The organism is Lactococcus sp. AK05 (assembly GCF_041026685.1).
In the GTDB taxonomy this organism is placed as follows: Bacteria; Bacillota; Bacilli; order Lactobacillales; family Streptococcaceae; genus Lactococcus; species Lactococcus lactis.
In genome coordinates, this window is the sequence record NZ_JBFTEI010000001.1 from 630,917 (window position 1) to 656,209 (window position 25,293).

Below are 25,293 nucleotides of genomic sequence, written 5' to 3' on the forward strand. Positions count from 1 at the left end.
TAATGCTCATAAATTTTTAATTAATCTTGGTAATCTTTTAAAACCCATTCATTAATCGCATAAGCAACGCCTGATTTAGCATTTGATTTAGTTACATATTTAGCAATTTTTTTCAATTCCGATTTTCCGTTTTCCATTACTACAGGACAACCTGCAACTTCAAGCATTGAACGGTCGTTTTCTTCATCTCCAATAGCCATTACTTCATCCAAGTCAAAAGAAAGTTTCTCAGCCAAATGTTGAACTGCTGACCCTTTACTTGCTTTTTTATTCATGAATTCTAAATAAAACGGTGTTGATTTCACTACATTATATCGTTCAAAGAATTCAAAGGGGAGATAAGCAATTCCATCATCAAGAGCCGCAGGCTCATCAACCATCATTACTTTAGCAATTTCTAAAGCAGCAATATCTTCGGGTTGGCGAATATAAAGTGGCATTTTAACCATTTGGGCTTCTTGCACAGTATATCTTCCGACATCGTGATTCGGAGTATAGATTCCCTCACGAGTAATTGCATGAATCGGTAATCCAATTTTACGAGCAGCAGCATCTAAGTCAAGCCAATCTTCAGAACTCAAAGTTTCTTTAATAAATTCTTCCCCAGTTGCTCGCTGAACCAACCCACCATTATAAGTAATAACATAATCACTTTGGTCAGTTAATTCAAGTGCTTTTAGAATATCAACAACACCAGGTAAAGGTCGGCCAGTTGTAATGACAATTTTAACGCCAGCCGCTTTAGCTTTTTTAACAGCCGTTTTTACTTCGGCAGTAATTTGACGATTAGGGTCAAGTAAAGTTCCGTCAAGGTCAATAGCAACAAGTTTAATCATAAGAATTTCTCTTTCTATTTCTTTCAATTTATTAAATATTTAGCAATTATAGGTTGTCATCAAGTGATAATTGTTTACTGACAGAGTCGTCAGTATTTTCAGAGGCAGTAGAATTTCTGTCAGTAAAATTTTGATTAATCACCAAGCTGTCATTAACAATATACTTGGTAAATTCAGGATTTTCTAGCATAATTTTTGGAAAATAGAATCGGCTATTTCCATGAATTGTACCTGTCAAACTTTTAATAAGTGGAGAAAGTACTGACAGCTCTGTAAGCGAACCATTTTTTTGTAAAATATTAATTTCAGTCCGCGGTTTTTCAGAACTTGGTCGATAGAAATCATAAGGTAAATCATAATTACTATGAATACCAGTGTAATAATCACGATTAAAGCCTGCTTCTTCAACTAAAGAAGATAAAATTTCTAAATCTTCTAATTCTACAGTCTTGGGGTCAAAAGTAATCGATTTGAGTAAATGACGATTGACATAAGCAGAAGCTAAATCAGCGAGAATTTCATCATCATGACTCATCCAAACTTGAAAATAAGTATTCATAACGCCATCATCAAGTCTTAAATAATCTTGTAAATTATGATTTTGCTCGAAAAAGGGAACGAGACAAGGACTTGATATCGCAAAATAATCCGGCTGACTGGCATATAAAAACTTAGCCCGTGCGAGTAACTTTTGCAGTAAAACTTCCATTGAGCGTGAAGAAGCATGAAAATAAACCTGCATATACATTTGGTATCGACTGACAATATAGTCTTCAACTGCATGCATTCCTGAGTACTTAAAAGCAATTCCATTTTCCGTGGGAACAATCACTCTTAAAATCCAAGTTAAATCAAATTGTCCATAGACAGCACCAGTAAAATAAGCATCTCTAAGGAGATAATCCATGCGGTCAGCATCAATTTGACTTGAAATCAATTGAACAACTTGAGGATTAGAATATTCATGAGAAATGACAGAGGCCACTTTTTCAGGAAAATCAGGAGAGACCTTGCGTAAAATTCCATTAATTTCTGTATCAGGAGAAGTAATTATTTCTCGAGTGACCGCCTCGTGGTCTGTATTAAATAAACCTTCAAAAGTGTGTGAATAAGCACCGTGTCCAACATCGTGTAATAAGGCTGCACACTGAGTTAAAAGATTCTCATCAGGATTCCATTCCAAAGGGAAATTCCGACTAAAATAATCAGTAATCCTTTTGGCAATGTGGTAAACACCCAAACAATGAGAAAAACGGGTATGTTCAGCTCCATGGAAGGTAAAACTTGATGTTCCAAGTTGTTTAATTCGTCTTAAACGTTGGAATTCAGCAGTGTCAATCAATTCTGATATTACAGGATGATTCACCGTGATATAATCATGAACTGGGTCACGAAAGACTTTTTCCAAAATAAAACCCCCTCTAAAATTTAAGGTCTATTCTCTATTAAAAATAAATCAGATTTTCCCTTATTTTATCCTAATTATACCCTATTTTCTCCTAAAATGCAGACCCTCATCACCTTAATCTTTTTTAGCACAGACTATGTTTTTAATATTCAAGGAATTATAGTAAAATATGATTATGGAAATTATAATTAGGAATAGAATTAAAATTGACCAGCAAGAAGAGTTGGTCAAAGAAATATATCAGGGAGAGTTGAAAAAAGGAGAACATCAGACCTTACTCAAGTATCAAAATGCTGCAAATGAAAAAGTTTTACTTAAATTTGATGAAAAAGAAGTGATAATGACCCGCTTTGCAAAGCGACCTATCAAAATGCATTTTCATCCAGAAATTCCAGGTTTAACTGAATATGAAGGTTTAGGAGAACTATCAATTCTGACAAATGCTTTAAGCATTGATCATGAGAGCAGGACAATTAAAATTAATTACCAACTTTCGCAAGGTGCCCAAAAAATAGCCGATTATCATTTGAGAATTGACTGGAAAGAGCAAAATGTGGAAGGAGAAACAAATGGATAAAATTCATCTACCTAAAGAAATATATGAACGATTAGACCTTAAAGAAAACGAAGAAATTGAAATCGTCGATTTAGCGGCTGATAGTTTTACCATTCGAAAAATCAATGCCAGAAAATCAGATAAGGCGCCCAAGTGGTTTATTATTCCAACGATTATTTCTGCATTTATCTTTATTATTTTTGCCTTTGTCCTAAAGCATCCTCATGTCATCGCTCTTTCTGGAAATGAATCTTTGGCAACGGCGGTTATTACAATTGCTAATGCAATAGGGATGCTGACTTTTATTTCTGCTTATTTCTCTCGCAGAAAAGAATTTTATAAACAGATGACCAAAAGAAGTTACTGGCGGACATTTGCCACAGTCACTTTATCTGTTTTACTTATCGTCATTTTAGCATCGATGGGCCTTTTTTGGTTTTTAGGTCAAATTTTTTATGGTGTAAGTTTTGGACTCTTTACTTCCACCTTAATCTTTACTATTTTTTCTGGAATCATTAATTATGTCATGATTTTTGTTGTAGATACTTTTTCGATTAATATGATGGTAACAATGCTTTTAGTGGTTTCTATTGGTGGTTTCGTCTCAAGTATGGCCACTAATGGAAATCAGTACTGGTGGCAAAGGAATTTTAGTTTGCTTGGAACTCAGGCTTCACGTTCAAGCTGGCAATTTAATCTGACGTTAATTGTTTCGGCAGCCTTATTTGCAGCATTAATTGATTATATTTTTGTTTCATTAAGGCAAAAAGCGGGCAGTCATTATCGACAAAATATTTTGCAAGTTTTATTGACACTTTGTGCTATTTCAATTGCTTTAGTTGGATTAATTCCCAATGATCCAGGCTGGATGCATATTGCTCATGACATTGTTGCTCAATTAATAGTCTTATTTATGGCTATTTCGATACTAGGAATTCGTTGGTTTTTACCAAATGCTGATCCAAATTTATATCGTATGTCTTATTTTATTGTAGGTCTTATCTTAATCTCTTATGTTTTATGGCATCCTATTCATTATTTGACATTAACGGCTTTTGAAATTCTTTCTTTTAGCTTGTCTTTTGCTTGGTTACTCTTACTGGTAAATACTTTGATTAATATGCTTTGGAATACGAAAAAGATTTATAAAGTCTCGCTTAATTCTATAGAAGAAAAAAGTGAAAAATAAGACTTGAAAAGTAGAAAAAGAAGTAGTATAATGATATAGTTGTCTTTGTGAAGTCTCATAAAGTGCAACCGCACGAAGTTTCGTATTAAGTGGCATACGCCCACGAACAAAGGCGAGTCTAACAGTCGCTTGACTTAAAAGCGATGAAATCTAACAAGGAGGAATCACAATGTCAAACTATGCAATCATCAAAACTGGTGGTAAACAAGTTAAAGTTGAAGAAGGTTCAGTAATCTACGTTGAAAAACTCAATGTTGAAGCTGGTCAAACCGTTACTTTCGACGAAGTTATCTTTGTCGGAGGCGAAACAACTAAAGTTGGTGCACCACTCGTTGAAGGCGCAACTGTTGTTGGTGAAGTCGAAAAACATGGTAAGCAAAAGAAAGTTGTTACTTTCCAATACAAACCTAAAAAACACTCACACCGTAAACAAGGTCACCGTCAACCATACACTAAAGTTGTTATCAAATCAGTTAACGCTTAATTATGATTGAAGCTTGTATCAGGACAAAAAGAGACAAAATTGTTTCTTATGAAATCTCAGGACATGCTGAATCTGGCGAGTATGGACACGATGTAGTTTGTGCGGCGGTCAGCGTTCTATCAATTACAACGGCAAATAATATCTACGAGATGGCTCACATTAAACCTGTGACTCAGATGGAAGATGGTTACTTGTATGTTGAAATTCCTTTGAGCATACCTGAAAAACAAGGTGTATTGGCTCAAACTTTGCTCGAAGCTTTTGCAAATTCGATGAAAGCAGTTGAGAAAAGCTATGGTCAGTACATTACACTTAAATTTGAAAATGGAGGGCAATAACATGCTTGAACTTAATCTGCAACTCTTCGCCCACAAAAAAGGTGGGGGTTCTACTTCCAATGGACGTGACTCACAAGCTAAACGTCTCGGTGCTAAAGCATCTGACGGTGAACTTGTAAGCGGCGGTTCAATCCTTTTCCGTCAACGTGGTACACATATCCATCCAGGTACTAACGTTGGCCGTGGTGGCGACGATACTCTCTTCGCTAAAATCGAAGGAACTGTTAAATTCGAAATGAAACGTGGTAAAAAACACGTATCAGTTTATCCAGTAGTGGCTAAATAAGAATTTTGAAACCTGTCTTTGACAGGTTTTTTTTATTATATATTAATGAATAAAGTCCTCTTGAGGGCTTTTTATTGTAGCTTTTTAAATATATTTATAAAGATGTGCTAAAATATTTGAAAAAAAGATAAGGTGGTGCTATAATATTTTTATTATAAGTTATAGATTAAAAAGTTTGATAATTTCTTAAATCAATAATTGATTTATTTTAATTACTATAAAAATATACTTAACATAATGGTTGTTGAATTTTATTCAACTTAGAGCTAGGAGAAATAATGAATGATAAAGAACATCAACGTCATCGATTGATTTATCATACGAATGGAAAATCCTTAGAGGAAATAAATGGGACGGTAGAAGTACCTAAAAATGTTGGCTTTTTCAAAATGTTGCTAACTTATTCAGGACCGGGTGCCTTGGTTGCAGTTGGTTATATGGACCCAGGAAATTGGTCAACCTCAATAACTGGCGGACAAAACTTTCAATACTTACTGATTTCAGTCATTCTGATGTCAAGTTTAATTGCAATGCTCCTTCAGTATATGTCGGCAAAATTGGGTATTGTCAGTCAAATGGATCTAGCTCAAGCTATAAGAGCAAGAACAAGTAAATCTCTAGGAATTGTTTTATGGATATTAACTGAACTTGCCATAATGGCAACGGATATTGCGGAAGTAATTGGGGCTGCTATCGCTCTTTATCTTTTATTTAATATCCCATTAATTTTAGCGGTTTTTATTACAGTTCTTGATGTCTTTTTACTTTTGTTATTGACGAGAGTAGGTTTTAGAAAAATTGAAGCCCTTGTTATCTGTTTGATTTTAGTCATTTTGGTCATTTTTGCTTACCAAGTCGCTTTATCAAATCCAGATTGGAAAGGAATTATTGAGGGCTTTATCCCCAATAGCCGGACGTTTGCCTCTTCACCAACAGTGGCAGGGATGTCTCCTTTAACAGGAGCCTTAGGGATTATTGGTGCTACAGTTATGCCTCATAATTTGTATCTCCATTCTTCTATTTCACAAAGCCGAAAAATCAATCATCAGGATAAAGCAGATGTTGCTAGAGCGGTGAGATTTTCAACATGGGATTCTAATATTCAATTGACAGTGGCTTTTGTTGTGAATTCCCTCTTGTTAATCATGGGAGTTGCCGTATTCAAAACGGGCGTGATTGATGATCCATCATTCTTTGGTTTATATGATGCCCTCTCTAATCCAACTGTTTTAAGCAATGGACTGCTTGCCGATGTAGCAAAAACAGGAGCTTTATCCACTTTGTTTGCCGTAGCACTTCTTGCTTCAGGACAGAATTCTACTATTACAGGGACTTTAACGGGTCAAGTTATTATGGAAGGCTTCATTCATATGAGAATGCCAATGTGGGCCAGAAGATTAGTAACACGTTTGCTTTCAGTTGTTCCAGTATTGATTTGTGTCTCTATGACAAGAGGACAAACTTTGAAAGCACAGCATGAAGCAATTAATAATTTGATGAATAATTCTCAAGTTTTTCTAGCCTTTGCTCTACCTTTTTCAATCATTCCTTTGTTGATGTTGACTAATAGTAAAGAGGAGATGGGTGATTTTAAAAATAATTTCATTATTAAATGTTTGGGCTGGTTTTCAGTTATTGCTTTGACCTATCTTAATTTGATTGGTTTGCCAGATCAAATTGCCAACTTTATACCTCATAATCTTGGACTATCTCATCTTATTTCTGGTTTTCTTATTTTGGGAGTTCTCTTTTTATTAATTTGGACAATCGTAGAACTTTATCGAGGAAATAAAAAAATGATGGCTTACTAAAATTGATTTAACTCTATTTTAAAATAGAGTTTTTCTTTATATTCAGTAAGGTGTGATTTAAATTAAAATATGAAATGTGCTATAATGTAAGAAAATGATTAATGGAGATTGTGTATTTGACTAAAAATTCAATTGAATTTAAACTAGAAAATCCAGAAGATGCAAGTCTACTCTTTGGGGTACAAGATAAATATTTGAAGTTAGTTGAATCTCAACTAGGGGTTGAGATTAATTATCGTGGCGAAACGGTTCAAATCGTTTCTGAAGATGAATTGACAAGAGAGCGAGCTCGTAAAGCCCTCCAAGCTCTACAGGTACTAGTAGGTCGAGGAGTTCCAGTTCATGCGTCAGATGTCATTATTGCAATAAAGATGGTTTTAAATGATGATATTGAAAATTTCACTGCACTTTATGAAGTTGAACTGACGAAAGATGCAGCTGGAAAGTCAATTCGACTAAAAAATCTGATTCAAAAAACTTATGTTGATTCTGTCAAACATCATGATATTGTTTTTGGAATTGGACCAGCTGGAACAGGGAAAACGTTTTTAGCTGTTGTGATGGCTGTTCAAGCATTACGTAATGGTCAGGTGAAACGAATTATTTTGACAAGACCAGCTGTAGAAGCTGGTGAAAGTCTTGGGTTCTTACCAGGCGATTTGCAAGAAAAGGTTGATCCTTATTTACGACCAGTTTATGATGCCCTTTTCCAAATTTTAGGAAAGACGGCAACTGAGCGAATGATGGAACGAGGAATTATTGAAATAGCTCCGCTTGCTTACATGCGTGGTCGTACGCTTGATGATGCCTTCGTCATTTTGGATGAAGCACAGAATACAACAACGATGCAGATGAAAATGTTTTTGACTCGACTCGGCTTTAATTCTAAAATGATTGTTAATGGAGATATTTCACAAATTGACTTACCTAATAAAGTAAAATCAGGTTTGATTGATGCCAAAGATAAATTAAGCCATGTGAAATCAATTGATTTTGTTTATTTCATGGCAAAAGATGTCGTTCGACATCCAGTTGTTGCTGAAATTATCAAAGCCTATGGTGATGAATAGTTTGGGACTTTTGTTAATGTCAGATTGATCAAATTTCTAGATAAGAAGGAAACAATAATGGCCGAAGGTTATGTCATGGATTTGCGCAAAAAAATTGGGCATGTCCCAATGGTAATTGCATGTGCAAGCTTAATTATTTATGATGAAAATCGTGGAATTTTACTTCAAAAACGGACAGATAATGAGAAATGGTGTTATCATGGTGGGTCAGTTGAACCCAATGAAAAGGTTGAAGAAGCAGCGAAACGTGAACTCTATGAAGAGGTTGGCTTAAAAGCTGGAAAAATAAATTTGTACACTGTAGCTTCTGGAACAGAACAACACTTTTTCTATCCTAATGGGGATGAAGTTCATATTGTTGATACTGTTTTTACTTGTAATGATTTTTCTGGAGAGATTCTTTTAGAAGAATCAGAGGTTCTTGACTGTCAATGGTTTGCCTTTGATAATCTGCCAGAAGATATATTAATTGCCACAAGAGGTCCCATTTTGTCCTTTTGTAAGGAAATGTTGCAAAAAAAGCAGACAGAAAGTAATTGTTGATTGTAAGTGATAGATTGAATGAGAAATTCTCTGACAGGTTCTGTCTGTCATTAAAATTTACTGACAGAATAATAGAAATAGCTAAAATATTGAGCTACTTAGGGCTACTTTATGAATTATTGTCAGTAATTAAATAAGGAAAAAAATGTACGTAGAATTAGTTGATGAAACAGGCCAAGTGCCAAGTGAGATTATTGAACAAACCAAAGAAGTTTTAGCTTTTGCTGCTAAAAAACTGAACTTGAAAGAATCAACAGAAATGTCAGTAACTTTTGTTGATAATGCTCGTTCACATGAGCTGAATTTGCAATATCGCGAAACTGACCGACCAACCGATGTTATCTCATTAGAATACAAACCTGATGAATCAGAATTTTTCTTCGATGAAGATATGGAATTACCAGAGGAATTGTTGGAAGAAATGGATCCATTTATTGGTGAATTGTTTATTTCAATAGACAAGGCTGCTGAACAGGCTGCTGATTATGGTCACTCGATTGAACGTGAATATGGTTGGTTAGCTGTTCATGGTTTTTTGCATATCAATGGTTATGACCACTACACACCAGAAGAAGAGTCAGAAATGTTTGGTTTGCAAGAGGAGATTTTAACTGCCTATGGACTCACAAGATAAAGATGTAAAACTCTTTAAGAAAAAGGATTTTAATAATGGTAAAAGACCTGTTCAAGAGGATAGGGCCCGTTGGAAAAATCCTAATTTACTTTCGAGTTTAGACTTTGCACTGTCTGGAATTTGGACAGCTTTTAAAGAAGAACGTAACATGCGTAAACATGCTTTGGCAGCCTTTTTAGCCATTGTTTTTGGTCTCGTTTTTCAAATTTCAGAATTTGAATGGCTCTTTTTGTTGTTGTCAATTTTTCTAGTTTTTATGGCAGAACTTTTTAATTCTGCTATCGAAAATGTGGTGGATTTAGCATCAGATTACCAATTTTATATGCGTGCTAAACGAGCCAAAGATATGGCAGCTGGGGCAGTTTTAGTTGTTTCGGGATTTGCATTGATTGTTGGTCTGATTGTATTTTTACCTAAAATTTGGCATCTTTTCTTTTAGAGGATAAGCGGAAATGGATAGAAAAAATAATTTTCTAAAAATATTGAAAAAGAACTCCGAATTGATGTCCATTTTGGATGAAGTTTCTGTCTTAAATTTGCCTAATTATTATCTAGCCGCAGGAAGTGTCTTTCAAACAGTTTGGAATTATTCTGACGGAAATAATTTAATGACAGGAATTCACGATATTGATATTGTGTACTTTGATAAAGTGATTTCTGCTGACAGCTCTGCTAAAAATGATAAAAAGTTAGAACAAGTTTTATCTGAAAAATTTCCCTATCAATTTGATATTCATAATGAAGCATACATGCATCTTTGGCATAATGGAAATAAAGCACCGTATAAAAACACAGAAAATGCGATTGAGCGTTGGATTGCTACGGTTCATGCTGTAGGCATAAGTGGTAATTCACGCAATATTGAAATTTTTGCTCCCTATGGCTTAGAAGATATTTTTACTAAAACAATTCGGCCAATTTATCATGTCGATAATAATCGAATACTTTATGAAAATAAGCTTGCTAGGTGGCAAGAAAGATTTAGTAATTTAAAAATTATTGAATGGTCAGATGAAATAAAGAATTTTTAAAAAGCTGAAAGGCTTTTTTATTTAATTTAATGATTAGCGACAGAGAGAAAAGCTCCTTATTTCATGAACACCAGCTTCTTTTAGAATTTGTGATGCGTGATATAAGGTGGTACCTGTTGTATAAATGTCATCAATTAATATAACTTTTGTAGGGACTTTTAGCCCTTTTTTTAATCGAAAAGGATTTGGACTTTCCAATCGTTCTTTTCGATTAAGGCTAGATTGTTTGATCGAATTCTCTTTTTCAAGAAGTTCAATAAAATTATCTTGTTGAAGAAAAGCAGTCACTTGATTGAAACCACGTTCCTCTAATCTTTTTGGTGAAATAGGAATCGGAACCAAAGGGGATTTTGGGGAAATATTTTTAAAATAGGGCTCAAAAATTTGGTATAATCGATAATCTCCCATAAATTTGTACTGACTAAAATAATTTTTCATTGCTTGATTGTAGTGAAAAATTGCCTGATGTCTGATTTTGTATCCTCTTTTTTCCCAATTTTGACAATCAGTACAGATCTCATGGAAGTTTGGCTTACAGCAGCGAGGACAGTGAGCTTCAGGAATTTTTTCAAAATTTTTTTGACATTTAGAACATAAAAGATTTTGAGGATTTTTGAGTAGGAAAAGTTCACTAAATAGAAAGTTTTGAGCAATATTTCTTGAACAAAGCAAACACTTTATCATGAAAAACCTCCAAGTTGATTCATTTTTTTGATTTCTCTAACTGCCTGACACATTGCTTTGGATTTTCCGTAATGAAAAAAACTAACTAAGCCTGTTGGATGCTCAGAACTACGACCTACACGTCCAGCCATTTGTATCAGTGCAGATTTAGTGAAGTTTGGGTGCTCACTGTTGATGACAAAAACATCAACATTTGGAAAAGTGACTCCCCGTTCAAGAATTGATGTCGCTATTAAAATAGTAATTTCTTTATTTCTAAAAGCTTTAACAATTTCCAATCTATCTTTTGTTGTTGAAGCAACGAAAGCAATTTTTTCTTTAGGAAATTTTAGTTGTAGTTGTTTTGCAAATTCTTGTCCAGATTCAATTTCAGCAGCAAAAATTAGAAGTGGAAAGCCACTATTTCTTTGCTCAATTAATTTCTTATCAAATTTATTTTTCCAAAAAAATTTAGGCACCACTAAAGGAAAATTGTGAAAACGACGCGGCAGAAACAAAGGATAGAGTTTTTGCTTTTTTATATCTTTTTCAAGTTTGTCAGTAGAAGTTGCGGTCAAAAATATTAAATTCCCTTCTATTTTTCTTGCTTTTTCTGCCGCAAAATAAAGCATTTCATTATCTCTAAAGGGAAAGGCATCAACCTCATCAATAATCAGCAAATCAAAAGCTTCCTTGAAGCGTAAAAGCTGATGACTGGTCATTATTATTAATGGAGCTCGGAAATAGCTGTCGCCATCATGATATAAGAGTGGAATCTTACAGGAAAAATCACGTGATAATCGCTGATGAAGTTCAAGACAAACATCAATTCTTGGACTAGCTAGACCAACAACTCCACCTTTTTCTAAAATTTGCTCAATGACTTGATAAATCATTTCAGTTTTTCCAGCCCCAGTCACAGCTTGGACAATTATTTGCTGATGAGAATTAATTTCCTGACAGAGGGCATTTGAAACTGATTTTTGATTCTCTGTCAGTTTTCCAGACCAGTTTATATATGATTTCTTTGGGAAATTCTTTTGTGGCAGAAAGTACAAGAATTCATCGGAGCGGACTCGCCCTAATTGAATACAACTTGGACAGTAAAATACACCAATTGGAAGTTTGACAGAATTTTTTATATGAACAGTCCCACAACGGTTGCATTTTATTTTATTGGAAGAAATTGAAGTCATTCCCAAAATTGATTTTACCGTTGTTTCTAACAAAAAATTACTAAAAATTTTACTGACAGAAATCTTGTCAGTATTTTTTATAAGTTGTAAAATATCATTTTTTAATAATAAACGGCCAAATAACTTTTCTTGATTAGTGCTCATACTATTCTATACGAAAATGCTGTTAAAATGTAACAAAATTTGTTAAAATCAGTAGCATGACTATCACTATAAAAACTGATTTTATCAATGAAGAGGAAATCAAAAAATCACGATTTATTTGCCATTTGAAAAGAATTTCATCTGAAGAAGAAGCGCGTGATTTTATTGCGAAAATCAAAAAAGAACACTGGAAAGCCAATCATAACTGCTCGGCCTATACATTAGGTGACCGTCTAGAAATTCAACGAACAAGTGATGATGGAGAGCCGTCAGGGACTGCTGGTGTTCCGATGCTTGAAATTTTAAAGAAAAAAGAAATAATCAATGTTTGTGCCGTTGTTACTCGGTATTTTGGTGGAATAAAATTGGGTGCTGGTGGTTTAATTCGTGCTTATGCGGGCAGTGTAAATCATGCCATCGAAGCTGTTGGTTTAGTTGAATTTATCAACCAACGTGAGCTTATTTTAAATCTTGATTACAGCCTCTATGACAGCTTACAGCGCTTTTTAATTGACCAAAAAATCAAAATTTCGGATAGTGAGTTTTTGTCGGATATCAAAGTAAAATGTTTTATTGATGAAAAAAAGGTTGACGAAGTCATGAATTTACTGACAGAAACTTTTAATGGAAAAATAAGCATAAAAAAAGGGGACAGTCAACAAGTAGAAGTTGAAGTTCTGTCATAAAATATTGATTTTAAAAAGGGAGAATTCCCTTTTTATTTATATCATAACTGATAAAGGTTTCTGTTTAAGTTAAATCAGTTAAAATACTAAAAGAACAACAATCGAAAACCTATTTTCTTAAGAAAGGAGAAAAATGACAAAAAAATTAGCACAGCTTTTATTTTTCATTTATATCTTAGGACTGATTTGGCTGGTATTATTTAAACTTTCTTTTCATCCACTTGCTTTTCTTGAAATGACGAATACAAGAAGTCTTAATCTGACACCTTTAGCCATGTCCGGTGGTCGTCGCGAGGTTTTATTTAATATTCTAGCTTTTATTCCTTTTGGTATTTTATTGACTATGAATGCACCAAAAATCTCCTTTTTAAATAAATTGGCAATTTCTATTTTATTAAGTTTTTCATTTGAAAGTCTACAATATCTTCTTGCCATTGGAGCAACGGATATTACTGACCTCATCACTAATTCACTTGGAGCCTTACCTGGAATAAGTTTCTATTATTTACTCATAAAAGTCTTTTCAAAAGCAAAAGTGGAACTTGTTTTGACAATTTCTTTTACGATTTTGCTAATTCTTACGATAATCTTTATCAGGCAAAGGATAGTTCTAGGCACAGTGAGAGTCTAAAAAGTATGTTAGAATAGATAAGAAGATTATTTTAGAAGAGGAGACCTATGAAAATATTCAGAGGCTCATTTATTGTTAGTTTAATTGCCCTAATTATCGCATTTATTTATGCTGGGTGGAATGGACTTTTTATCACGCTTATTCTTGCTGTTCTAGAAATTTCCTTATCTATGGATAACGCTATTGTGAATGCACGTATTCTCGAACGAATGAGTTCTGCATGGCAAAAAGCTTTCTTAACCTTAGGAGTTTTGATTGCCGTTCTTGGAATGCGTTTGATTTTTCCGCTCTTGATTGTTGGAGTGTCAGCTCAAATTGACCCTATCAGTGCTTTAAAATTAGCTTTAGAAAAAGGAAATCCCAATACAGTAGGAACCTATGGTTATATTTTGCACCATGCTCATCCACAAATCGCAGCTTTCGGTGGAATGTTTCTATTGATGCTAGCCTTAGGATTTTTCTTTGATGAACGGGCGCATACTTGGCTTAAAATACCAGAGAAAATCCTTCAAAAAATTGGAAATTTTCCGGCAGCAAATGCAATTATTTCCATTATTTTGCTTTTAATCACATCGGAATTTATTGCTAAAGATGCTCAAGCTGTTTTATTTGCTGGAATTTTAGGAATCCTAACTTTCATGCTTGTTGATGGTTTTGGAGAAACGATGAGTCATAGCAAAGCTGCAAACACAACAAGTAGTGTGGTTGCGACTGGTAAGGCTGGACTTGCTTTATTCTTATATTTGGAAGTAATAGATGCTTCATTTAGTTTTGATGGGGTAATAGGTGCCTTTGCAATTACAGCAGACCCGATTATTATTCTTTTAGGATTAGGTGTGATTGGAGCGATGTTTGTAAGAAGTCTAACGCTTTATCTTGTTCAAAAAGGAACATTGAATGACCTTGTATATCTTGAACACGGAGCACATTGGGCCATTCTCACGCTTGCATTTTTAATTTTAGCAAGTATCAAATGGGAGATTGGTGAGGTTGTTACAGGACTTCTAGGAGCTGTATTTATTATTCTTTCCTTTATTTCGAGTGTGATTTATAATCGAAATCATTAAAAAGATGACGGAAGTCATCTTTTTATTTTTAGAAAAAAGTTTAAAACACAATATATTGTGTTTTTTATGATAAAATATAGATATTAAATACTATATATAGGTTTGGTTGTGATAATGAAACTTAGCATTTTACATATAAATAATACTCATCTCACCCTTGATAAGGATTTTTCTTTAATTAATAAAATCAAAGAAGAAAATAAAAAAAGAGTCATAGAAACTTTAGTTTTAGGAGATGGAAATAGCATTTTTAATAACATTGAGCACAAAAATGATGAGCAAGACCTCCTGAATACCGTTCCTTTTGATGCAACGACATTGGGAAGTCATCAATTTGATGAGGGTTCAAAAGGAATAGTGGAAAATCTAAATAAAATAAATTTTCCAATTTTAGCCGCTAATGTTAATTTTGAAGATGATAAACTTTTAAATCCTTTAGTAAAAGAAGGAAAATTTATTCCTTATCTCCTTAAAAATACAACATCAGGTAAGAAAATAGGAATATTTGGTTTGACAACAATGGATATTGTTTATCGCTCACATCCGAGTGCGGAGACTATCTTTTTTAACCCTTTTGATAAGGCAGATTTCATAGTTAAAAGATTAAAGAACCTTGGAGTTGATGTTATTATTTTATTAAGTCAACTTGGAGAAGAAATGAACCAAATGTTAGCTCAACAATTTTTAGAAATTGATATTATTATCGATAAGCCCGTAGGGACATCAGGAAAAAAAGTTGAAAAATGCGGAAATACACTCATTATTCAATCTGAAACTGATAACTATTCTCTTATAGAATCTGAAATCAATATTGATGACGAAGGCAATTTACTTTTTATTCAAGAAAATAATTATGTTTGAATATGATAGATAAACCAGAAAATTGATACCAAATAAGACAGAAGTAAGGTCATCAGTTTATTTTGCCTTGACAAAATGGGAAAATAGAGCTAGAATTTATAGGTAGCGACTCGAAGATAGTGAAAGTTCGAGAACAATAATGGCTTAACTTAAAACTGTAATGAACACAAATAAAGTAAAAAATAAAGGTGGAACCGTGCATTTGCACCCTTTGTCTCTTTTCGGATTTTTTCGAGGATTGATGAGTGTGTGAATTGCGGTTTTTTGAATTTCGGAGGAAAATAATGGCAAATAAAAAACTAGCATTTCAAGATATTATCTTGACCCTACAAGGCTTTTGGTCTAAACAAGGGGCAAACTTGATGCAAGCTTATGATAATGAAGTAGGAGCAGGAACAATGAGCCCTTACACTTTCTTGCGTTCAAACGGACCTGAACCTTGGGGAGCCGCCTATGTGCAACCTTCACGTCGTCCTGCTGACGGTCGTTATGGTGAAAACCCAAATCGGTTGTTCCAACACCACCAATTCCAAGTTGTATTAAAACCATCTCCAAAAAATATCCAAGAACTTTATCTTCAAAGTTTAGCTGAACTTGGAATTGATGCTTTAGAGCATGATATCCGCTTTGTTGAAGATAACTGGGAAAATCCTTCAATGGGATGTGCCGGTATTGGATGGGAAGTTTGGATTGATGGGCAAGAATGTACTCAATTTACTTATTTCCAACAAGTCGGAGGAATTGAAGTTGATTCCGTAACTTCAGAAATCACTTATGGTTTGGAACGTATTGCGACAGTTATTCAAGAGGTTGATTCTGTTTATGACCTTGAATGGGGGAATGGCGTAGCTTACGGAGATATTTTCAAAGAACCTGAATACGAACATTCTAAATTTGCCTTTGAAGAATCAAACCAAGAGCTTTTACTTAAACTTTTTGGAGAATATGAACAAGAAGCGCTTGATTTATTAGATAAAGGCTTGGTTCACCCAGCTTATGATTATATTTTGAAATCTTCACATACCTTCAATTTACTTGATGCACGTGGAGCAGTTTCTGTAACTGAGCGTGCAGGCTATATGCATAGAGTTCGTACAATGGCACGTAAGGTAGCAAAAACTTTTATTGAAGAACGTGCAAAACTTGGTTTCCCGCTCTTAAAAGATGAAGCTTTGCGTGAAAAATACCTTGGTAAAAAAGGAAAATATACTAAGATTGTAGAAGGAGAAGAAAAATAATGACAAATTACTTACTTGAAATTGGTTTGGAAGAAATTCCAGCACATTTGGTGACTCCTTCAATCAATCAATTAGCCGAAAGAATGGAAATTTTTCTTACGGAAAATCGTTTAGAATTTGATAAAATTATTAAATTTTCAACTCCACGTCGCTTAGCAATCATTGTTGAAGGTTTGGCAGAAGCGTCAGAAGCGATTGATGAAGAAGTTAAAGGTCCATCTGCTAAAATTGCTAAAGATGCGCAAGGGAATTGGTCAAAAGCGATTCAAGGTTTCTCAAGAGGACAAGGAGCTACTCCAGATGATTTAATCCTTAAGGGTGATTATTATTATGCTAAAAAACATATTGACGGAGTAAAAGCAGAAGAAATTCTGTCTAAAGTTGGCGATGAAGTCATCGCAAAAATGACATTCTCAACTTATATGAAATGGGGAAATAATGATTTTCTCTTTGTTCGTCCAATTCAATGGATTGTTTCACTTCTAGAAGATAAAGTTGTTGCTTTTGATTTATTAGATATAACAGCAAATCGTTTTTCACGGGGCCATCGTTTCTTGGCAAATGTTGAGGTTGAACTCAAAAATGCAAATGATTATGCTAGCAAAATGCCAGAAAACTTTGTTTTAGTTGATGCTGAACATCGTAAAGCAGAAATTTCAGCTCAAATTTTGGCTCTTGCGTCTGAAAATAAATGGCAAGTTACTTTGCATAAAGATTTATTAGAAGAAGTAAATAATATTGTTGAATATCCAACTGCCTTTGTTGGTTCATTTGATCCCAAATATCTTTCTGTTCCAGCAGAAGTTTTAGTGACATCAATGCGTGATAATCAACGTTATTTTGAAGTTTATAACCAAGAAGGTCAACTCGCACCAAACTTTATCTCTGTCCGTAATGGGAACGCTGAAAATATTGAAAATGTAGTGCTCGGAAATGAAAAAGTTTTGGTTGCTCGTCTTGAAGATGCAGAGTTTTTCTGGAAAGAAGACCAAAAACTTAAAATTGAAGATTTGGTCGCTAAACTTGCTAAAGTAACTTTCCATGCTAAAATTGGTTCAATTACTGAACACATGGCACGAACAAAAGAAATAGCCGCTAAATTAGCTGATATTTCTGGTTTGACAGATGAAGAAAAAAGAGACGTTGCCCGTAGTGCTGAAATTTATAAATTTGACCTTTTGACAGGAATGGTTGGAGAATTTGATGAATTACAAGGGGTAATGGGTGAAAAATATGCGCTTTTAGCTGGTGAAAATGCAAATGTTTCTGCAGCAATTCGTGAACATTATATGCCAACTTCAGCCGAGGGAGAATTGCCTGAAACAAAAGTCGGTTCTGTGCTTGCAGCAGCTGACAAAATTGATTCAGTCCTCTCTTTCTTTAATGTTGGTTTAATTCCTTCTGGTTCAAATGACCCTTATGCCCTACGTCGAGCAGTACAAGGCTTGATTCGTATTATTGAAAAAATGAATTGGCATTTCGATTTATCTTTATTTATTGACCAATTTGAAGGTGAAAATCATCTTGAAATTTTGGATTTTGTCAAAGCACGTATTCAAAAACTCTTGCTTGAAAAACTCGATCGTCATGATATTGTTGAAGCGGCAATTAATAGTTCAAGCTTTGATATTACAAACATGATGGAATCAGCTTTTGTCATTGATGGCCATAAACTTCACGAACCTTTTAAACCAGCAATTGAAAATGTTTCACGTTCAATTAATTTGGTTAAAAAAGCAAAAGATATTAAAGAAATAAATCCAACACTTTTTGAAGAAGATGCAGAAGAAGCACTTTATAACGTTGTTATTTCTCTTCAAAATCAATGGACTTATATGCCTGGTGAAGAAAAATTCAGAGCAATTGTTCATTCACTTGCACCTGCAATTGAAACTTTCTTTGAAAGTGTAATGGTAATGGCTGAAGATTTAGCAGTTCGTGATAATCGTATTGCGTTGTTGTCAGAAGTTGTTGCATTAACAAGCGTTATGGCTGATTTTTCTTTGATTAATACAAAATAAAATTGATAAATTTACTGACAGAAAGTTTATTTATGACTCTAAAAAGCTGTCAGTAAAATTTGAGTTCTGTCAGTAATTTTAAAAATATTCATGAAGAAAGGAACTAAGAAATGGCAATTACAAATGAACAAGTAGAACGTATTAATGAATTAGCGCGTAAGAAAAAAGCAGAAGGATTATCAGAAGCTGAGCTTGAAGAACAAGCCCTTTTACGTCGTGCTTACCTCGATAGTGTTAAAGCAAATTTCCGCTCACAAGTTGAAACCATCAAAGTTATTGATGAAAAAACAGGAGAAGATGTTACTCCGGATAAACTTAAAGAAATTCAACGTAAGAATGGGATGCGCGACTGAGCTTTTTCTTGCAAATATTTCATAAAATGTTAAAATAAATATTAATAAATGATGGGTATGGTGCACACCCGAAACCGCTTTAAGAATAAAATCTTAAAACTAATGGCGCCTACAAACAAAAGGCTATCTCCAAGTAGTCTTGTTTGTAGCGCCTTTTGTTTTGTAAAATATTATAAAGTGAGTTAAACTCACAAACAAGGAGTTTCAAAAATGAATTTTTTTAAAGTAGGAATTTCAAGAAGCGCAATTTTATATGTCTTCTTAGCTGTAATTATTGGGGGCTTAATTGGTATTGTTGATGCTATATTTGGTCGAGGTCTTATCTATATTACTGAATTTAGAGATAGTCATGCCCTATATTTAATTCCATTTTTAACCTTAGCCGGTCTCTTAATCGTTTATATTTATAAGAATTTTGGTAAAGACAGCCAAAAAGGAATGGGCCTAATTTTTGAAGCGGGGAATCATGGGCGAGAAGATATTCCAAAACGTCTTGTTCCGCTGATTGTTTTCTCGACTTGGCTTTCTCATTTGTTTGGTGCCAGTGTTGGTCGTGAAGGAGTTGCAGTTCAAATTGGTGGTGTGATTGGACATGCGATTGGTAAAAAGCTCTCAGCAAAAGAAGCTAAAAAAATACTTTTGATTACTGGTATGGCTGCTGGTTTTGCAGGGCTCTTTCAAACGCCAATCGCGGCAACTTTCTTTGCTATTGAAATTTTAATGTTGGGTAAAATTGAGTATAGAGCTTTAATCCCAGCTTTGGTTGGTTCATATGTTGCAAGTTGGACTTCAAGCAGTTTGGGATTAGAAAAATTTTCTTTCGCAATCAATACTAACATTCATATTGACCCTTTGGTTCTTTTAAAATTGGCTGTCATTGCCGTTTGTTTTGGACTTGTAGGAAGATTTTTTGCGGAAGCTTTAGCTTTTATGAAAGCAACCGTCGCTAAAAGAATTGTTAATCCTTATTATAGAATTATTTTGATGGGGATTGTCATCTCAATTGGTTTACTTGTTATTCATTTGGACCGTTATGCTGGTCTTGGGACTAATTTGATTTCTTTAAGTTTTAACGGAGGACATATCAATGGATATGATTGGATATTAAAATTAATCTTTACGGTTTTATCAATTTCTGCTGGATTCCAAGGTGGGGAAGTCACACCACTCTTTGCTATTGGTTCAACATTGGGTGCAGCTTTGGCTATGCTCTTTGGTTTACCTGTCGAATTTGTGGCTGCTGCGGGTTATGTTTCAATTTTTTCAGCCGCAACAAACTCTTATTTTGGCCCAATTTTTATTGCTGCGGAGGTCTTTGGCTTTGGTTCGGTTCAATATATCCTACCAATTATGACAATTGCCTACGTTTTGAATGGAAATTCATCCATCTATGCGCAAGAAGTTCTAAATTTGGAAGTTTAAATAAAAAGATGACCTCTCTGGGTCATCTTTTTTTATATAATTTTTCAGTTTTAATGTAATCAATAACGTTTTGAGGTAAGAAGTAAGTGGGTTCAATATTTTTGGCAAACATTTCCCTTAGCATTGTACTAGAAATTGGTAACAAGGGAGCATCAAGCCAAGTAACAGGATAAGGACTTTTGGAGATTGTATCCGTTCTTCTTAAGGCAATGAATGTCACAAGTTTTAGGAGTTCATCAATTTTGTACCATTTGGGAAGATATTCCACCATGTCGCTACCAATAATGAAATAATAATCGGTATCAGGATTAGCCTCAGTCAGGAGTTTGAGCGTGTCATAACTGTAAGATTTTCCACCACGTTCAATTTCAATCAACTCAAGACCGAGTCTAGGATTTTCTTTGATTGCTAACTCAAGCATTTTAACTCGATGTTTTGCAGAAATGGTTTCTTTTTCATCGACATGAGGTGGAATATTTTCAGGCATTAGTAATACCTTATCCAAATTCATTTGTTGGGCAACTTGGTCAGCCATCATTAAATGAGCATGATGAATTGGATTAAAATTTCCTCCTAATAGACCTACTTTTTTTCTGTTCCCTTTATCCATAAGGGGGCTTTCTCCTTAATTTTTGAAATTATTTAATCTACCAATATTTTGAATCAGTCAATTTATATTGTACCATAGCTCATCGCAATCTATAAGACTAAAGAAAAACTCCTCAAGGGAGCTCTTTAATTTAAGATTCGATTTGGACAATGTATCTACTGTTAATATAATGCTCGGTGTTATCCTCATCAATTACAAGGCAATTTCCGTTGCTGTAACCTTTCTTGAAATGTAAGGCAGAGACGACACTTCCGTCTATTAAGTGGATTTTTACACTATCATTTTGTTTAAGTAGTTTCTTTAGATAACTAATCATAATCCTCTCCTTTCTCCATTACTTCTATTGTAGTACAAAAAACATAAGTGGAGCAAAAAATTGACTAGTTTTATATAAAATACATAGCGAAATTTAAATTATAATTTATTGTATAATTATAAAGGGTTCCCAGTACAAATTTAGGGCAAAATTTGATAAAATAAAGATTAGAATTGCGTTAAAATCGGTATGATTAGCGGAAGTGAATATGGGAGAAAAAATTATGCCACATCTATATCAAGACGACAGTCTTACATTACATACGGACTTATATCAAATTAATATGATGCAAACTTACTTTGAGCTTGGACGACATCAGCGTCAGGCGGTCTTTGAGGTTTTTTTCCGTGAGATGCCCTTTAAAAATGGTTATGCTGTTTTTGCTGGTTTAGAAAGAATGGTTGATTATTTAAAAAATCTTAAATTCTCGGAAACGGATATTGCCTATTTGCGTGAATTAGATTATCCGGAAGATTTTCTAAATTATTTAAAAGAATTGCGTTTTACAGGAACAGTTAGAGCGATGCAAGAAGGACAACTTGCTTTTGCTAATGAACCTTTAGTGCAGGTTGAAGGTTCGCTTGCGGAATGTCAGTTGGTCGAAACAGCTATTCTTAATATTATAAATTTCCAAACTTTGATCGCTACCAAAGCTGCTCGTATCAAATCTGTAATTGGGGATGACCCTTTGTTGGAATTCGGGACAAGACGCGCTCAAGAAATGGATGCAGCCATCTGGGGAACACGAGCAGCAGTCATTGGTGGTGCCGATGCGACATCAAACGTTCGTGCAGCTAAAATCTTTGGTTTGAAGGCTAGTGGAACACATGCTCATGCTTTGGTTCAATCTTATGGGAATGATTATGAGGCTTTTAAAGCATACGCACAGACACATAAAGATTGTGTCTTCCTTGTGGATACTTATGATACTTTAAGAGTTGGAGTTCCTTCAGCGATTAAAGTGGCGCGTGAATTTGGCGATAAAATTAATTTCCAAGGTGTACGAATTGACTCTGGAGATATGGCCTATATCTCGAAAAAAGTTCGTCAGCAGCTTGATGAAGCAGGATTTACTGATGCAAAAATCTACGCTTCAAATGATTTAGATGAAAACACAATTTTAAGTTTAAAAATGCAAAAAGCAAAAATTGATGTTTGGGGAGTAGGAACTAAATTAATTACGGCTTATGATCAGCCAGCGCTTGGTGCAGTTTATAAATTAGTATCTATGGAAGATGAAAGTGGTCAAATGCAGGATACCATTAAACTTTCAAGTAATGCTGAAAAAGTTTCTACACCAGGTAAAAAACAGGTTTGGCGAATCACCAAAAAAGCAGATGGTAAATCAGAGGGGGATTATATTACATTTTCTGATGAACGTCCAGATGTAGCAGAAGAAATTTATATGTTCCATCCGCTTTATACCTACATCAATAAAAATGTGCGAGACTTCAATGCCAATCCACTTTTTAAAGATATTTTTGTGGATGGTGAATTGGTATATGAATTACCCAGCTTGCAAGAAATTAAAGAATTTGCTCGTGAAAACCTTGAGGAACTTTGGGATGAATATAAACGTGATTTGAATCCTCAACCTTACCCAGTAGATTTGTCACAAGAATTATGGAATCATAAAATGCGCCTAATTTCACAGGTGCGTACAACAGTATCAATGACGAGATTGGATGATGAATGATGAGAATAAGACGAATAGACCTCTGTGATGCAAGACTTTTCTGGGATGTCCAAAAGCAATTGGATACAGAAAGTAAGTTCATGATGCTTGAACCAGAGGAGCGAAGATTTGATTTTAGCCGAACAATTGGTCGAATTTCACGTTTTGATTTTTTAGTTGGTGCTGATGTTGATGGAAAATTTGTTGGATTTCTGTCAGCCAAAAGAGGAAACGCTAATCGAATTAGAAATACGGCCTATGTTGTTGTAGGAATTATTGAAGAATTTCAACACCAAGGAATTGGTTCTCAACTTTTTGAGGAATTAGAAAGATGGGCAAAAGAAAAAGCAGTAAAACGTTTAGAATTAACGGTAATGATAAATAACTATGCTGCGATTGCCCTTTTTCAAAAACATGGATTCACAATAGAAGGCGTTCGCCGTGAGGCAATGTGTGTTGATGGAAAATACATTGATGAATTCTATATGAGTAAAATTTTAGATTAAAAATAGTTAATGACAGAGCTGTCAGTAAAATATAGAAACTGTCAGTAAAAGGAAGATAAAATGACATTACAAGATGAAATTATTAAAGAACTTGGTGTGAAACCAGTCATTGATCCTAAAGAAGAAATTAGGGTGTCAGTTGATTTTTTGAAAGATTATCTAAAAAAATATCCTTTCATTAAGTCCTTTGTATTAGGGATTTCTGGTGGTCAAGATTCTAGTTTAGCAGGTCGTCTGGCTCAAATTGCTATCGAAGAAATGCGTCAAGAAACTGCTGATGAGACTTATAAATTTGTAGCAATTCGCCTGCCATATGGTGTTCAAGCTGATGAAGAAGATGCCCAACGTGCGCTTGCTTTCATTCAACCCGATGTCAGTTTGACAGTAAATATTAAAGCTGCTGTTGAAGGACAAGTGGCAGCCCTCAATGAAGCTGGAATTGAAGTATCAGATTTCAACAAAGGAAATATTAAGGCACGTCAACGTATGATTACGCAGTATGCTGTGGCTGGTCAATATCAAGGAGCGGTTCTTGGAACAGACCATGCAGCAGAAAATATTACTGGATTTTTCACAAAATTTGGTGATGGTGGAGCAGACTTGCTCCCACTTTTCCGCTTGAATAAACGCCAAGGAAAAGCACTCTTGGCTGAACTTGGCGCTGACCCAGCCATTTATGAAAAAGTTCCGACTGCAGACCTTGAAGAAGGAAAACCAGGACTTGCTGACGAGATTGCATTAGGTGTGACTTACAATGATATTGATGACTACACAGAAGGTAAAGTGATTTCTGAGGATGCTAAGGCTAAAATCGAAGCATGGTGGAATAAAACACAACATAAACGTCACTTACCAATTAGCGTTTTTGATGATTTTTGGAAATAAAAACAAAAAGTTACTGACAGGATTTCTGTCAGTAATTTTTTTATTAAAAATGATGAGGACTTGAATAAGAAGTAAAATGTAATTATGATATAATTAACTAAAACGTTTACAACAAAAAGGAGGGATAAGATGACATTTATTGAAGTGATTAATGAGTCTAAAATCTATCAATCAGGACAAGAGAAGATTTATGCTAATGACCAAGTAAATTTTGAAATTGAAAAAGGAGAATTGGCTGTCATTTTAGGTTCCTCTGGGGCAGGTAAATCAACAGTCCTAAATATTTTAGGAGGAATGGATACAAATGATGAGGGAGAGGTTATTATTGATGAGGAAAAAATCTCTAATTTTTCAAACAAAGAATTGATTACCTACCGACGTTATGCCGTTGGTTTCGTTTTTCAATTTTATAATCTTGTCAATAATTTGACAGCACTAGAAAATGTCGAATTAGCTTCTGAAATTGTCGAAAATGCTCTGGATGCTAAAGAAGTGCTGAAAAGTGTCGGTCTGGAACATCGGCTTCATAATTTTCCTTCGCAACTTTCTGGTGGCGAGCAGCAAAGAGTAGCGATTGCGCGTGCCATAGCCAAAAATCCAAAAATCTTGCTTTGTGATGAACCAACCGGTGCCTTGGATTATCATACAGGAAAACAAATCTTGAAAATTCTTCAAGATATGGCCAGAAAAGAAGGAAAAACAGTTATTATTGTCACGCATAATGCTGCAATTGCTCCAATTGCCAACCGTGTCATTCAAATGCATGATGGAAAAATTAAACAAATTGATAATAATAGCCAACCAGAAGATATCGATAGAATTGAGTGGTAAGC

General features: G+C 34.5%; 28 protein-coding genes, 1 riboswitch and 1 other annotated feature. Of the genes, 23 read left to right on the plus strand and 5 right to left on the minus strand.

The genetic code is table 11. The annotated features are described in order from the left end of the window. Positions 1–20 precede the first annotated feature (20 nt). Together yidA and AB6B24_RS03060 are read right to left on the minus strand one after the other, a co-directional pair. Positions 21–836: a sugar-phosphatase gene (yidA, locus tag AB6B24_RS03055; protein ID WP_003130632.1), complete on the minus strand. Its 816-nt coding sequence runs from the start codon at positions 834–836 to the stop codon at positions 21–23. Between the two features lie 46 nt (positions 837–882). After that, positions 883–2,244, minus strand: a complete 1,362-nt coding sequence (locus tag AB6B24_RS03060) for an HD domain-containing protein (protein ID WP_311802574.1) — start codon at positions 2,242–2,244, stop codon at positions 883–885. A gap of 175 nt (positions 2,245–2,419) precedes the next feature. Between AB6B24_RS03060 and AB6B24_RS03065 the strand changes: the two genes are divergently transcribed. From AB6B24_RS03065 to AB6B24_RS03115, 11 genes are all read left to right on the plus strand, one after another. Then, positions 2,420–2,821, plus strand: a complete 402-nt coding sequence (locus tag AB6B24_RS03065) for a DUF1934 domain-containing protein (RefSeq protein WP_029343825.1) — start codon at positions 2,420–2,422, stop codon at positions 2,819–2,821. Continuing rightward, the gene (locus tag AB6B24_RS03070; protein ID WP_017864425.1) at positions 2,814–3,989 is read left to right on the plus strand and encodes a DUF998 domain-containing protein; all 1,176 of its coding nucleotides are present in this window, start codon (positions 2,814–2,816) and stop codon (positions 3,987–3,989) included. The genes AB6B24_RS03065 and AB6B24_RS03070 overlap by 8 nt, the downstream gene beginning before the upstream one ends. A gap of 56 nt (positions 3,990–4,045) precedes the next feature. Beyond that, positions 4,046–4,119, plus strand: a sequence feature (ribosomal protein L21 leader region). A 39-nt stretch (positions 4,120–4,158) separates the two neighbouring features. Further along, positions 4,159–4,473, plus strand: a complete 315-nt coding sequence (gene rplU / locus AB6B24_RS03075; protein WP_003130644.1) for a 50S ribosomal protein L21 — start codon at positions 4,159–4,161, stop codon at positions 4,471–4,473. A 2-nt stretch (positions 4,474–4,475) separates the two neighbouring features. Continuing rightward, on the plus strand, positions 4,476–4,811 hold the full coding sequence (locus AB6B24_RS03080) for a ribosomal-processing cysteine protease Prp (RefSeq protein WP_003130645.1): 336 nt from the start codon (positions 4,476–4,478) through the stop codon (positions 4,809–4,811). Position 4,812: 1 nt separating this feature from the next. After that, the gene (gene rpmA / locus AB6B24_RS03085) at positions 4,813–5,097 is read left to right on the plus strand and encodes a 50S ribosomal protein L27 (protein ID WP_003130646.1); all 285 of its coding nucleotides are present in this window, start codon (positions 4,813–4,815) and stop codon (positions 5,095–5,097) included. A 278-nt stretch (positions 5,098–5,375) separates the two neighbouring features. After that, positions 5,376–6,908 carry an Nramp family divalent metal transporter gene (locus AB6B24_RS03090; protein WP_311802576.1) on the plus strand — a complete coding sequence of 511 codons (1,533 nt, stop codon included), beginning with the start codon at positions 5,376–5,378 and terminating at the stop codon, positions 6,906–6,908. 116 nt (positions 6,909–7,024) lie between these two features. After that, positions 7,025–7,978, plus strand: coding sequence for a PhoH family protein (locus AB6B24_RS03095; protein WP_023189344.1), 954 nt, complete (start codon positions 7,025–7,027; stop codon positions 7,976–7,978). A gap of 57 nt (positions 7,979–8,035) precedes the next feature. Continuing rightward, positions 8,036–8,521: an NUDIX hydrolase gene (locus AB6B24_RS03100; protein WP_311802577.1), complete on the plus strand. Its 486-nt coding sequence runs from the start codon at positions 8,036–8,038 to the stop codon at positions 8,519–8,521. A gap of 145 nt (positions 8,522–8,666) precedes the next feature. After that, on the plus strand, positions 8,667–9,155 hold the full coding sequence (gene ybeY, locus AB6B24_RS03105) for an rRNA maturation RNase YbeY (RefSeq protein WP_003130652.1): 489 nt from the start codon (positions 8,667–8,669) through the stop codon (positions 9,153–9,155). Then, entirely contained in the window at positions 9,139–9,594 is a 456-nt protein-coding gene (locus AB6B24_RS03110) for a diacylglycerol kinase family protein (RefSeq protein WP_058205631.1), read from the plus strand. Before ybeY ends, AB6B24_RS03110 begins: the two co-directional genes overlap by 17 nt. A gap of 13 nt (positions 9,595–9,607) precedes the next feature. Further along, the gene (locus AB6B24_RS03115; protein ID WP_311802579.1) at positions 9,608–10,186 is read left to right on the plus strand and encodes a nucleotidyltransferase family protein; all 579 of its coding nucleotides are present in this window, start codon (positions 9,608–9,610) and stop codon (positions 10,184–10,186) included. Positions 10,187–10,219: 33 nt separating this feature from the next. Here the strand turns inward: AB6B24_RS03115 and AB6B24_RS03120 are convergent, their stop codons facing one another. Both AB6B24_RS03120 and AB6B24_RS03125 read right to left on the minus strand, forming a co-directional pair. Next, positions 10,220–10,624, minus strand: a complete 405-nt coding sequence (locus AB6B24_RS03120) for a ComF family protein (protein WP_311802580.1) — start codon at positions 10,622–10,624, stop codon at positions 10,220–10,222. 242 nt (positions 10,625–10,866) lie between these two features. After that, positions 10,867–12,189 (minus strand): DEAD/DEAH box helicase, encoded by a 1,323-nt coding sequence (locus AB6B24_RS03125; RefSeq protein WP_311804074.1) that lies wholly within the window; start codon positions 12,187–12,189, stop codon positions 10,867–10,869. Between the two features lie 56 nt (positions 12,190–12,245). On the opposite strand from AB6B24_RS03125, the gene AB6B24_RS03130 reads away from it, so the two are divergent. The 8 genes from AB6B24_RS03130 (at position 12,246) to AB6B24_RS03165 (ending at position 20,468) form a co-directional block, all read left to right on the plus strand. Continuing rightward, on the plus strand, positions 12,246–12,875 hold the full coding sequence (locus AB6B24_RS03130) for a YigZ family protein (RefSeq protein ID WP_311802582.1): 630 nt from the start codon (positions 12,246–12,248) through the stop codon (positions 12,873–12,875). A 133-nt stretch (positions 12,876–13,008) separates the two neighbouring features. After that, entirely contained in the window at positions 13,009–13,506 is a 498-nt protein-coding gene (locus AB6B24_RS03135) for a VanZ family protein (protein WP_311802583.1), read from the plus strand. 47 nt (positions 13,507–13,553) lie between these two features. Further along, positions 13,554–14,573: a DUF475 domain-containing protein gene (locus tag AB6B24_RS03140; protein WP_311802584.1), complete on the plus strand. Its 1,020-nt coding sequence runs from the start codon at positions 13,554–13,556 to the stop codon at positions 14,571–14,573. A gap of 114 nt (positions 14,574–14,687) precedes the next feature. Beyond that, positions 14,688–15,434 (plus strand): bifunctional metallophosphatase/5'-nucleotidase, encoded by a 747-nt coding sequence (locus tag AB6B24_RS03145; RefSeq protein WP_311802585.1) that lies wholly within the window; start codon positions 14,688–14,690, stop codon positions 15,432–15,434. Positions 15,435–15,718: 284 nt separating this feature from the next. Continuing rightward, a complete protein-coding gene (glyQ, locus tag AB6B24_RS03150; RefSeq protein WP_003130667.1) occupies positions 15,719–16,672 on the plus strand; it encodes a glycine--tRNA ligase subunit alpha in 954 nt (317 codons plus the stop codon). After that, positions 16,672–18,693, plus strand: a complete 2,022-nt coding sequence (gene glyS, locus AB6B24_RS03155) for a glycine--tRNA ligase subunit beta (protein WP_311802586.1) — start codon at positions 16,672–16,674, stop codon at positions 18,691–18,693. The genes glyQ and glyS overlap by 1 nt, the downstream gene beginning before the upstream one ends. Before the next feature lie 110 nt (positions 18,694–18,803). Beyond that, positions 18,804–19,046: a DUF896 domain-containing protein gene (locus tag AB6B24_RS03160; RefSeq protein ID WP_004255340.1), complete on the plus strand. Its 243-nt coding sequence runs from the start codon at positions 18,804–18,806 to the stop codon at positions 19,044–19,046. Positions 19,047–19,090: 44 nt separating this feature from the next. After that, positions 19,091–19,165, plus strand: a riboswitch (Fluoride riboswitch). 91 nt (positions 19,166–19,256) lie between these two features. After that, on the plus strand, positions 19,257–20,468 hold the full coding sequence (locus AB6B24_RS03165) for a voltage-gated chloride channel family protein (RefSeq protein ID WP_251900382.1): 1,212 nt from the start codon (positions 19,257–19,259) through the stop codon (positions 20,466–20,468). 22 nt (positions 20,469–20,490) lie between these two features. On the opposite strand, the gene AB6B24_RS03170 is transcribed toward AB6B24_RS03165, so the two are convergent. Beyond that, on the minus strand, positions 20,491–21,078 hold the full coding sequence (locus tag AB6B24_RS03170; protein WP_004255345.1) for a nicotinate-nucleotide adenylyltransferase: 588 nt from the start codon (positions 21,076–21,078) through the stop codon (positions 20,491–20,493). A gap of 539 nt (positions 21,079–21,617) precedes the next feature. Between AB6B24_RS03170 and AB6B24_RS03175 the strand changes: the two genes are divergently transcribed. The 4 genes from AB6B24_RS03175 (at position 21,618) to AB6B24_RS03190 (ending at position 25,291) form a co-directional block, all read left to right on the plus strand. Continuing rightward, positions 21,618–23,090, plus strand: coding sequence for a nicotinate phosphoribosyltransferase (locus AB6B24_RS03175; protein ID WP_369164156.1), 1,473 nt, complete (start codon positions 21,618–21,620; stop codon positions 23,088–23,090). Next, complete coding sequence (locus AB6B24_RS03180; protein WP_029343839.1) at positions 23,087–23,575, plus strand: GNAT family N-acetyltransferase; 489 nt, start codon at positions 23,087–23,089, stop codon at positions 23,573–23,575. The genes AB6B24_RS03175 and AB6B24_RS03180 overlap by 4 nt, the downstream gene beginning before the upstream one ends. A 60-nt stretch (positions 23,576–23,635) precedes the next feature. Next, the gene (nadE, locus tag AB6B24_RS03185; RefSeq protein WP_023189334.1) at positions 23,636–24,460 is read left to right on the plus strand and encodes an ammonia-dependent NAD(+) synthetase; all 825 of its coding nucleotides are present in this window, start codon (positions 23,636–23,638) and stop codon (positions 24,458–24,460) included. 129 nt (positions 24,461–24,589) lie between these two features. Beyond that, a complete protein-coding gene (locus tag AB6B24_RS03190) occupies positions 24,590–25,291 on the plus strand; it encodes an ABC transporter ATP-binding protein (RefSeq protein WP_010905758.1) in 702 nt (233 codons plus the stop codon). Positions 25,292–25,293: the final 2 nt, after the last annotated feature.

What these genes read in the sequence shown, in the direction of transcription:
- yidA (WP_003130632.1), bottom strand. Translation starts at nt 836, where the DNA reads ATGATTAAACTTGTTGCTATTGACCTTGACGGAACTTTACTTGACCCT.
- AB6B24_RS03065 (WP_029343825.1), top strand. Translation starts at nt 2,420, where the DNA reads ATGGAAATTATAATTAGGAATAGAATTAAAATTGACCAGCAAGAAGAG.
- AB6B24_RS03070 (WP_017864425.1), top strand. Translation starts at nt 2,814, where the DNA reads ATGGATAAAATTCATCTACCTAAAGAAATATATGAACGATTAGACCTT.
- rplU (WP_003130644.1), top strand. Translation starts at nt 4,159, where the DNA reads ATGTCAAACTATGCAATCATCAAAACTGGTGGTAAACAAGTTAAAGTT.
- AB6B24_RS03080 (WP_003130645.1), top strand. Translation starts at nt 4,476, where the DNA reads ATGATTGAAGCTTGTATCAGGACAAAAAGAGACAAAATTGTTTCTTAT.
- rpmA (WP_003130646.1), top strand. Translation starts at nt 4,813, where the DNA reads ATGCTTGAACTTAATCTGCAACTCTTCGCCCACAAAAAAGGTGGGGGT.
- AB6B24_RS03090 (WP_311802576.1), top strand. Translation starts at nt 5,376, where the DNA reads ATGAATGATAAAGAACATCAACGTCATCGATTGATTTATCATACGAAT.
- AB6B24_RS03100 (WP_311802577.1), top strand. Translation starts at nt 8,036, where the DNA reads ATGGCCGAAGGTTATGTCATGGATTTGCGCAAAAAAATTGGGCATGTC.
- ybeY (WP_003130652.1), top strand. Translation starts at nt 8,667, where the DNA reads ATGTACGTAGAATTAGTTGATGAAACAGGCCAAGTGCCAAGTGAGATT.
- AB6B24_RS03110 (WP_058205631.1), top strand. Translation starts at nt 9,139, where the DNA reads ATGGACTCACAAGATAAAGATGTAAAACTCTTTAAGAAAAAGGATTTT.
- AB6B24_RS03115 (WP_311802579.1), top strand. Translation starts at nt 9,608, where the DNA reads ATGGATAGAAAAAATAATTTTCTAAAAATATTGAAAAAGAACTCCGAA.
- AB6B24_RS03120 (WP_311802580.1), bottom strand. Translation starts at nt 10,624, where the DNA reads ATGAAAAATTATTTTAGTCAGTACAAATTTATGGGAGATTATCGATTA.
- AB6B24_RS03125 (WP_311804074.1), bottom strand. Translation starts at nt 12,189, where the DNA reads ATGAGCACTAATCAAGAAAAGTTATTTGGCCGTTTATTATTAAAAAAT.
- AB6B24_RS03130 (WP_311802582.1), top strand. Translation starts at nt 12,246, where the DNA reads ATGACTATCACTATAAAAACTGATTTTATCAATGAAGAGGAAATCAAA.
- AB6B24_RS03135 (WP_311802583.1), top strand. Translation starts at nt 13,009, where the DNA reads ATGACAAAAAAATTAGCACAGCTTTTATTTTTCATTTATATCTTAGGA.
- AB6B24_RS03140 (WP_311802584.1), top strand. Translation starts at nt 13,554, where the DNA reads ATGAAAATATTCAGAGGCTCATTTATTGTTAGTTTAATTGCCCTAATT.
- AB6B24_RS03145 (WP_311802585.1), top strand. Translation starts at nt 14,688, where the DNA reads ATGAAACTTAGCATTTTACATATAAATAATACTCATCTCACCCTTGAT.
- glyQ (WP_003130667.1), top strand. Translation starts at nt 15,719, where the DNA reads ATGGCAAATAAAAAACTAGCATTTCAAGATATTATCTTGACCCTACAA.
- glyS (WP_311802586.1), top strand. Translation starts at nt 16,672, where the DNA reads ATGACAAATTACTTACTTGAAATTGGTTTGGAAGAAATTCCAGCACAT.
- AB6B24_RS03160 (WP_004255340.1), top strand. Translation starts at nt 18,804, where the DNA reads ATGGCAATTACAAATGAACAAGTAGAACGTATTAATGAATTAGCGCGT.
- AB6B24_RS03165 (WP_251900382.1), top strand. Translation starts at nt 19,257, where the DNA reads ATGAATTTTTTTAAAGTAGGAATTTCAAGAAGCGCAATTTTATATGTC.
- AB6B24_RS03170 (WP_004255345.1), bottom strand. Translation starts at nt 21,078, where the DNA reads ATGGATAAAGGGAACAGAAAAAAAGTAGGTCTATTAGGAGGAAATTTT.
- AB6B24_RS03175 (WP_369164156.1), top strand. Translation starts at nt 21,618, where the DNA reads ATGCCACATCTATATCAAGACGACAGTCTTACATTACATACGGACTTA.
- AB6B24_RS03180 (WP_029343839.1), top strand. Translation starts at nt 23,087, where the DNA reads ATGATGAGAATAAGACGAATAGACCTCTGTGATGCAAGACTTTTCTGG.
- nadE (WP_023189334.1), top strand. Translation starts at nt 23,636, where the DNA reads ATGACATTACAAGATGAAATTATTAAAGAACTTGGTGTGAAACCAGTC.
- AB6B24_RS03190 (WP_010905758.1), top strand. Translation starts at nt 24,590, where the DNA reads ATGACATTTATTGAAGTGATTAATGAGTCTAAAATCTATCAATCAGGA.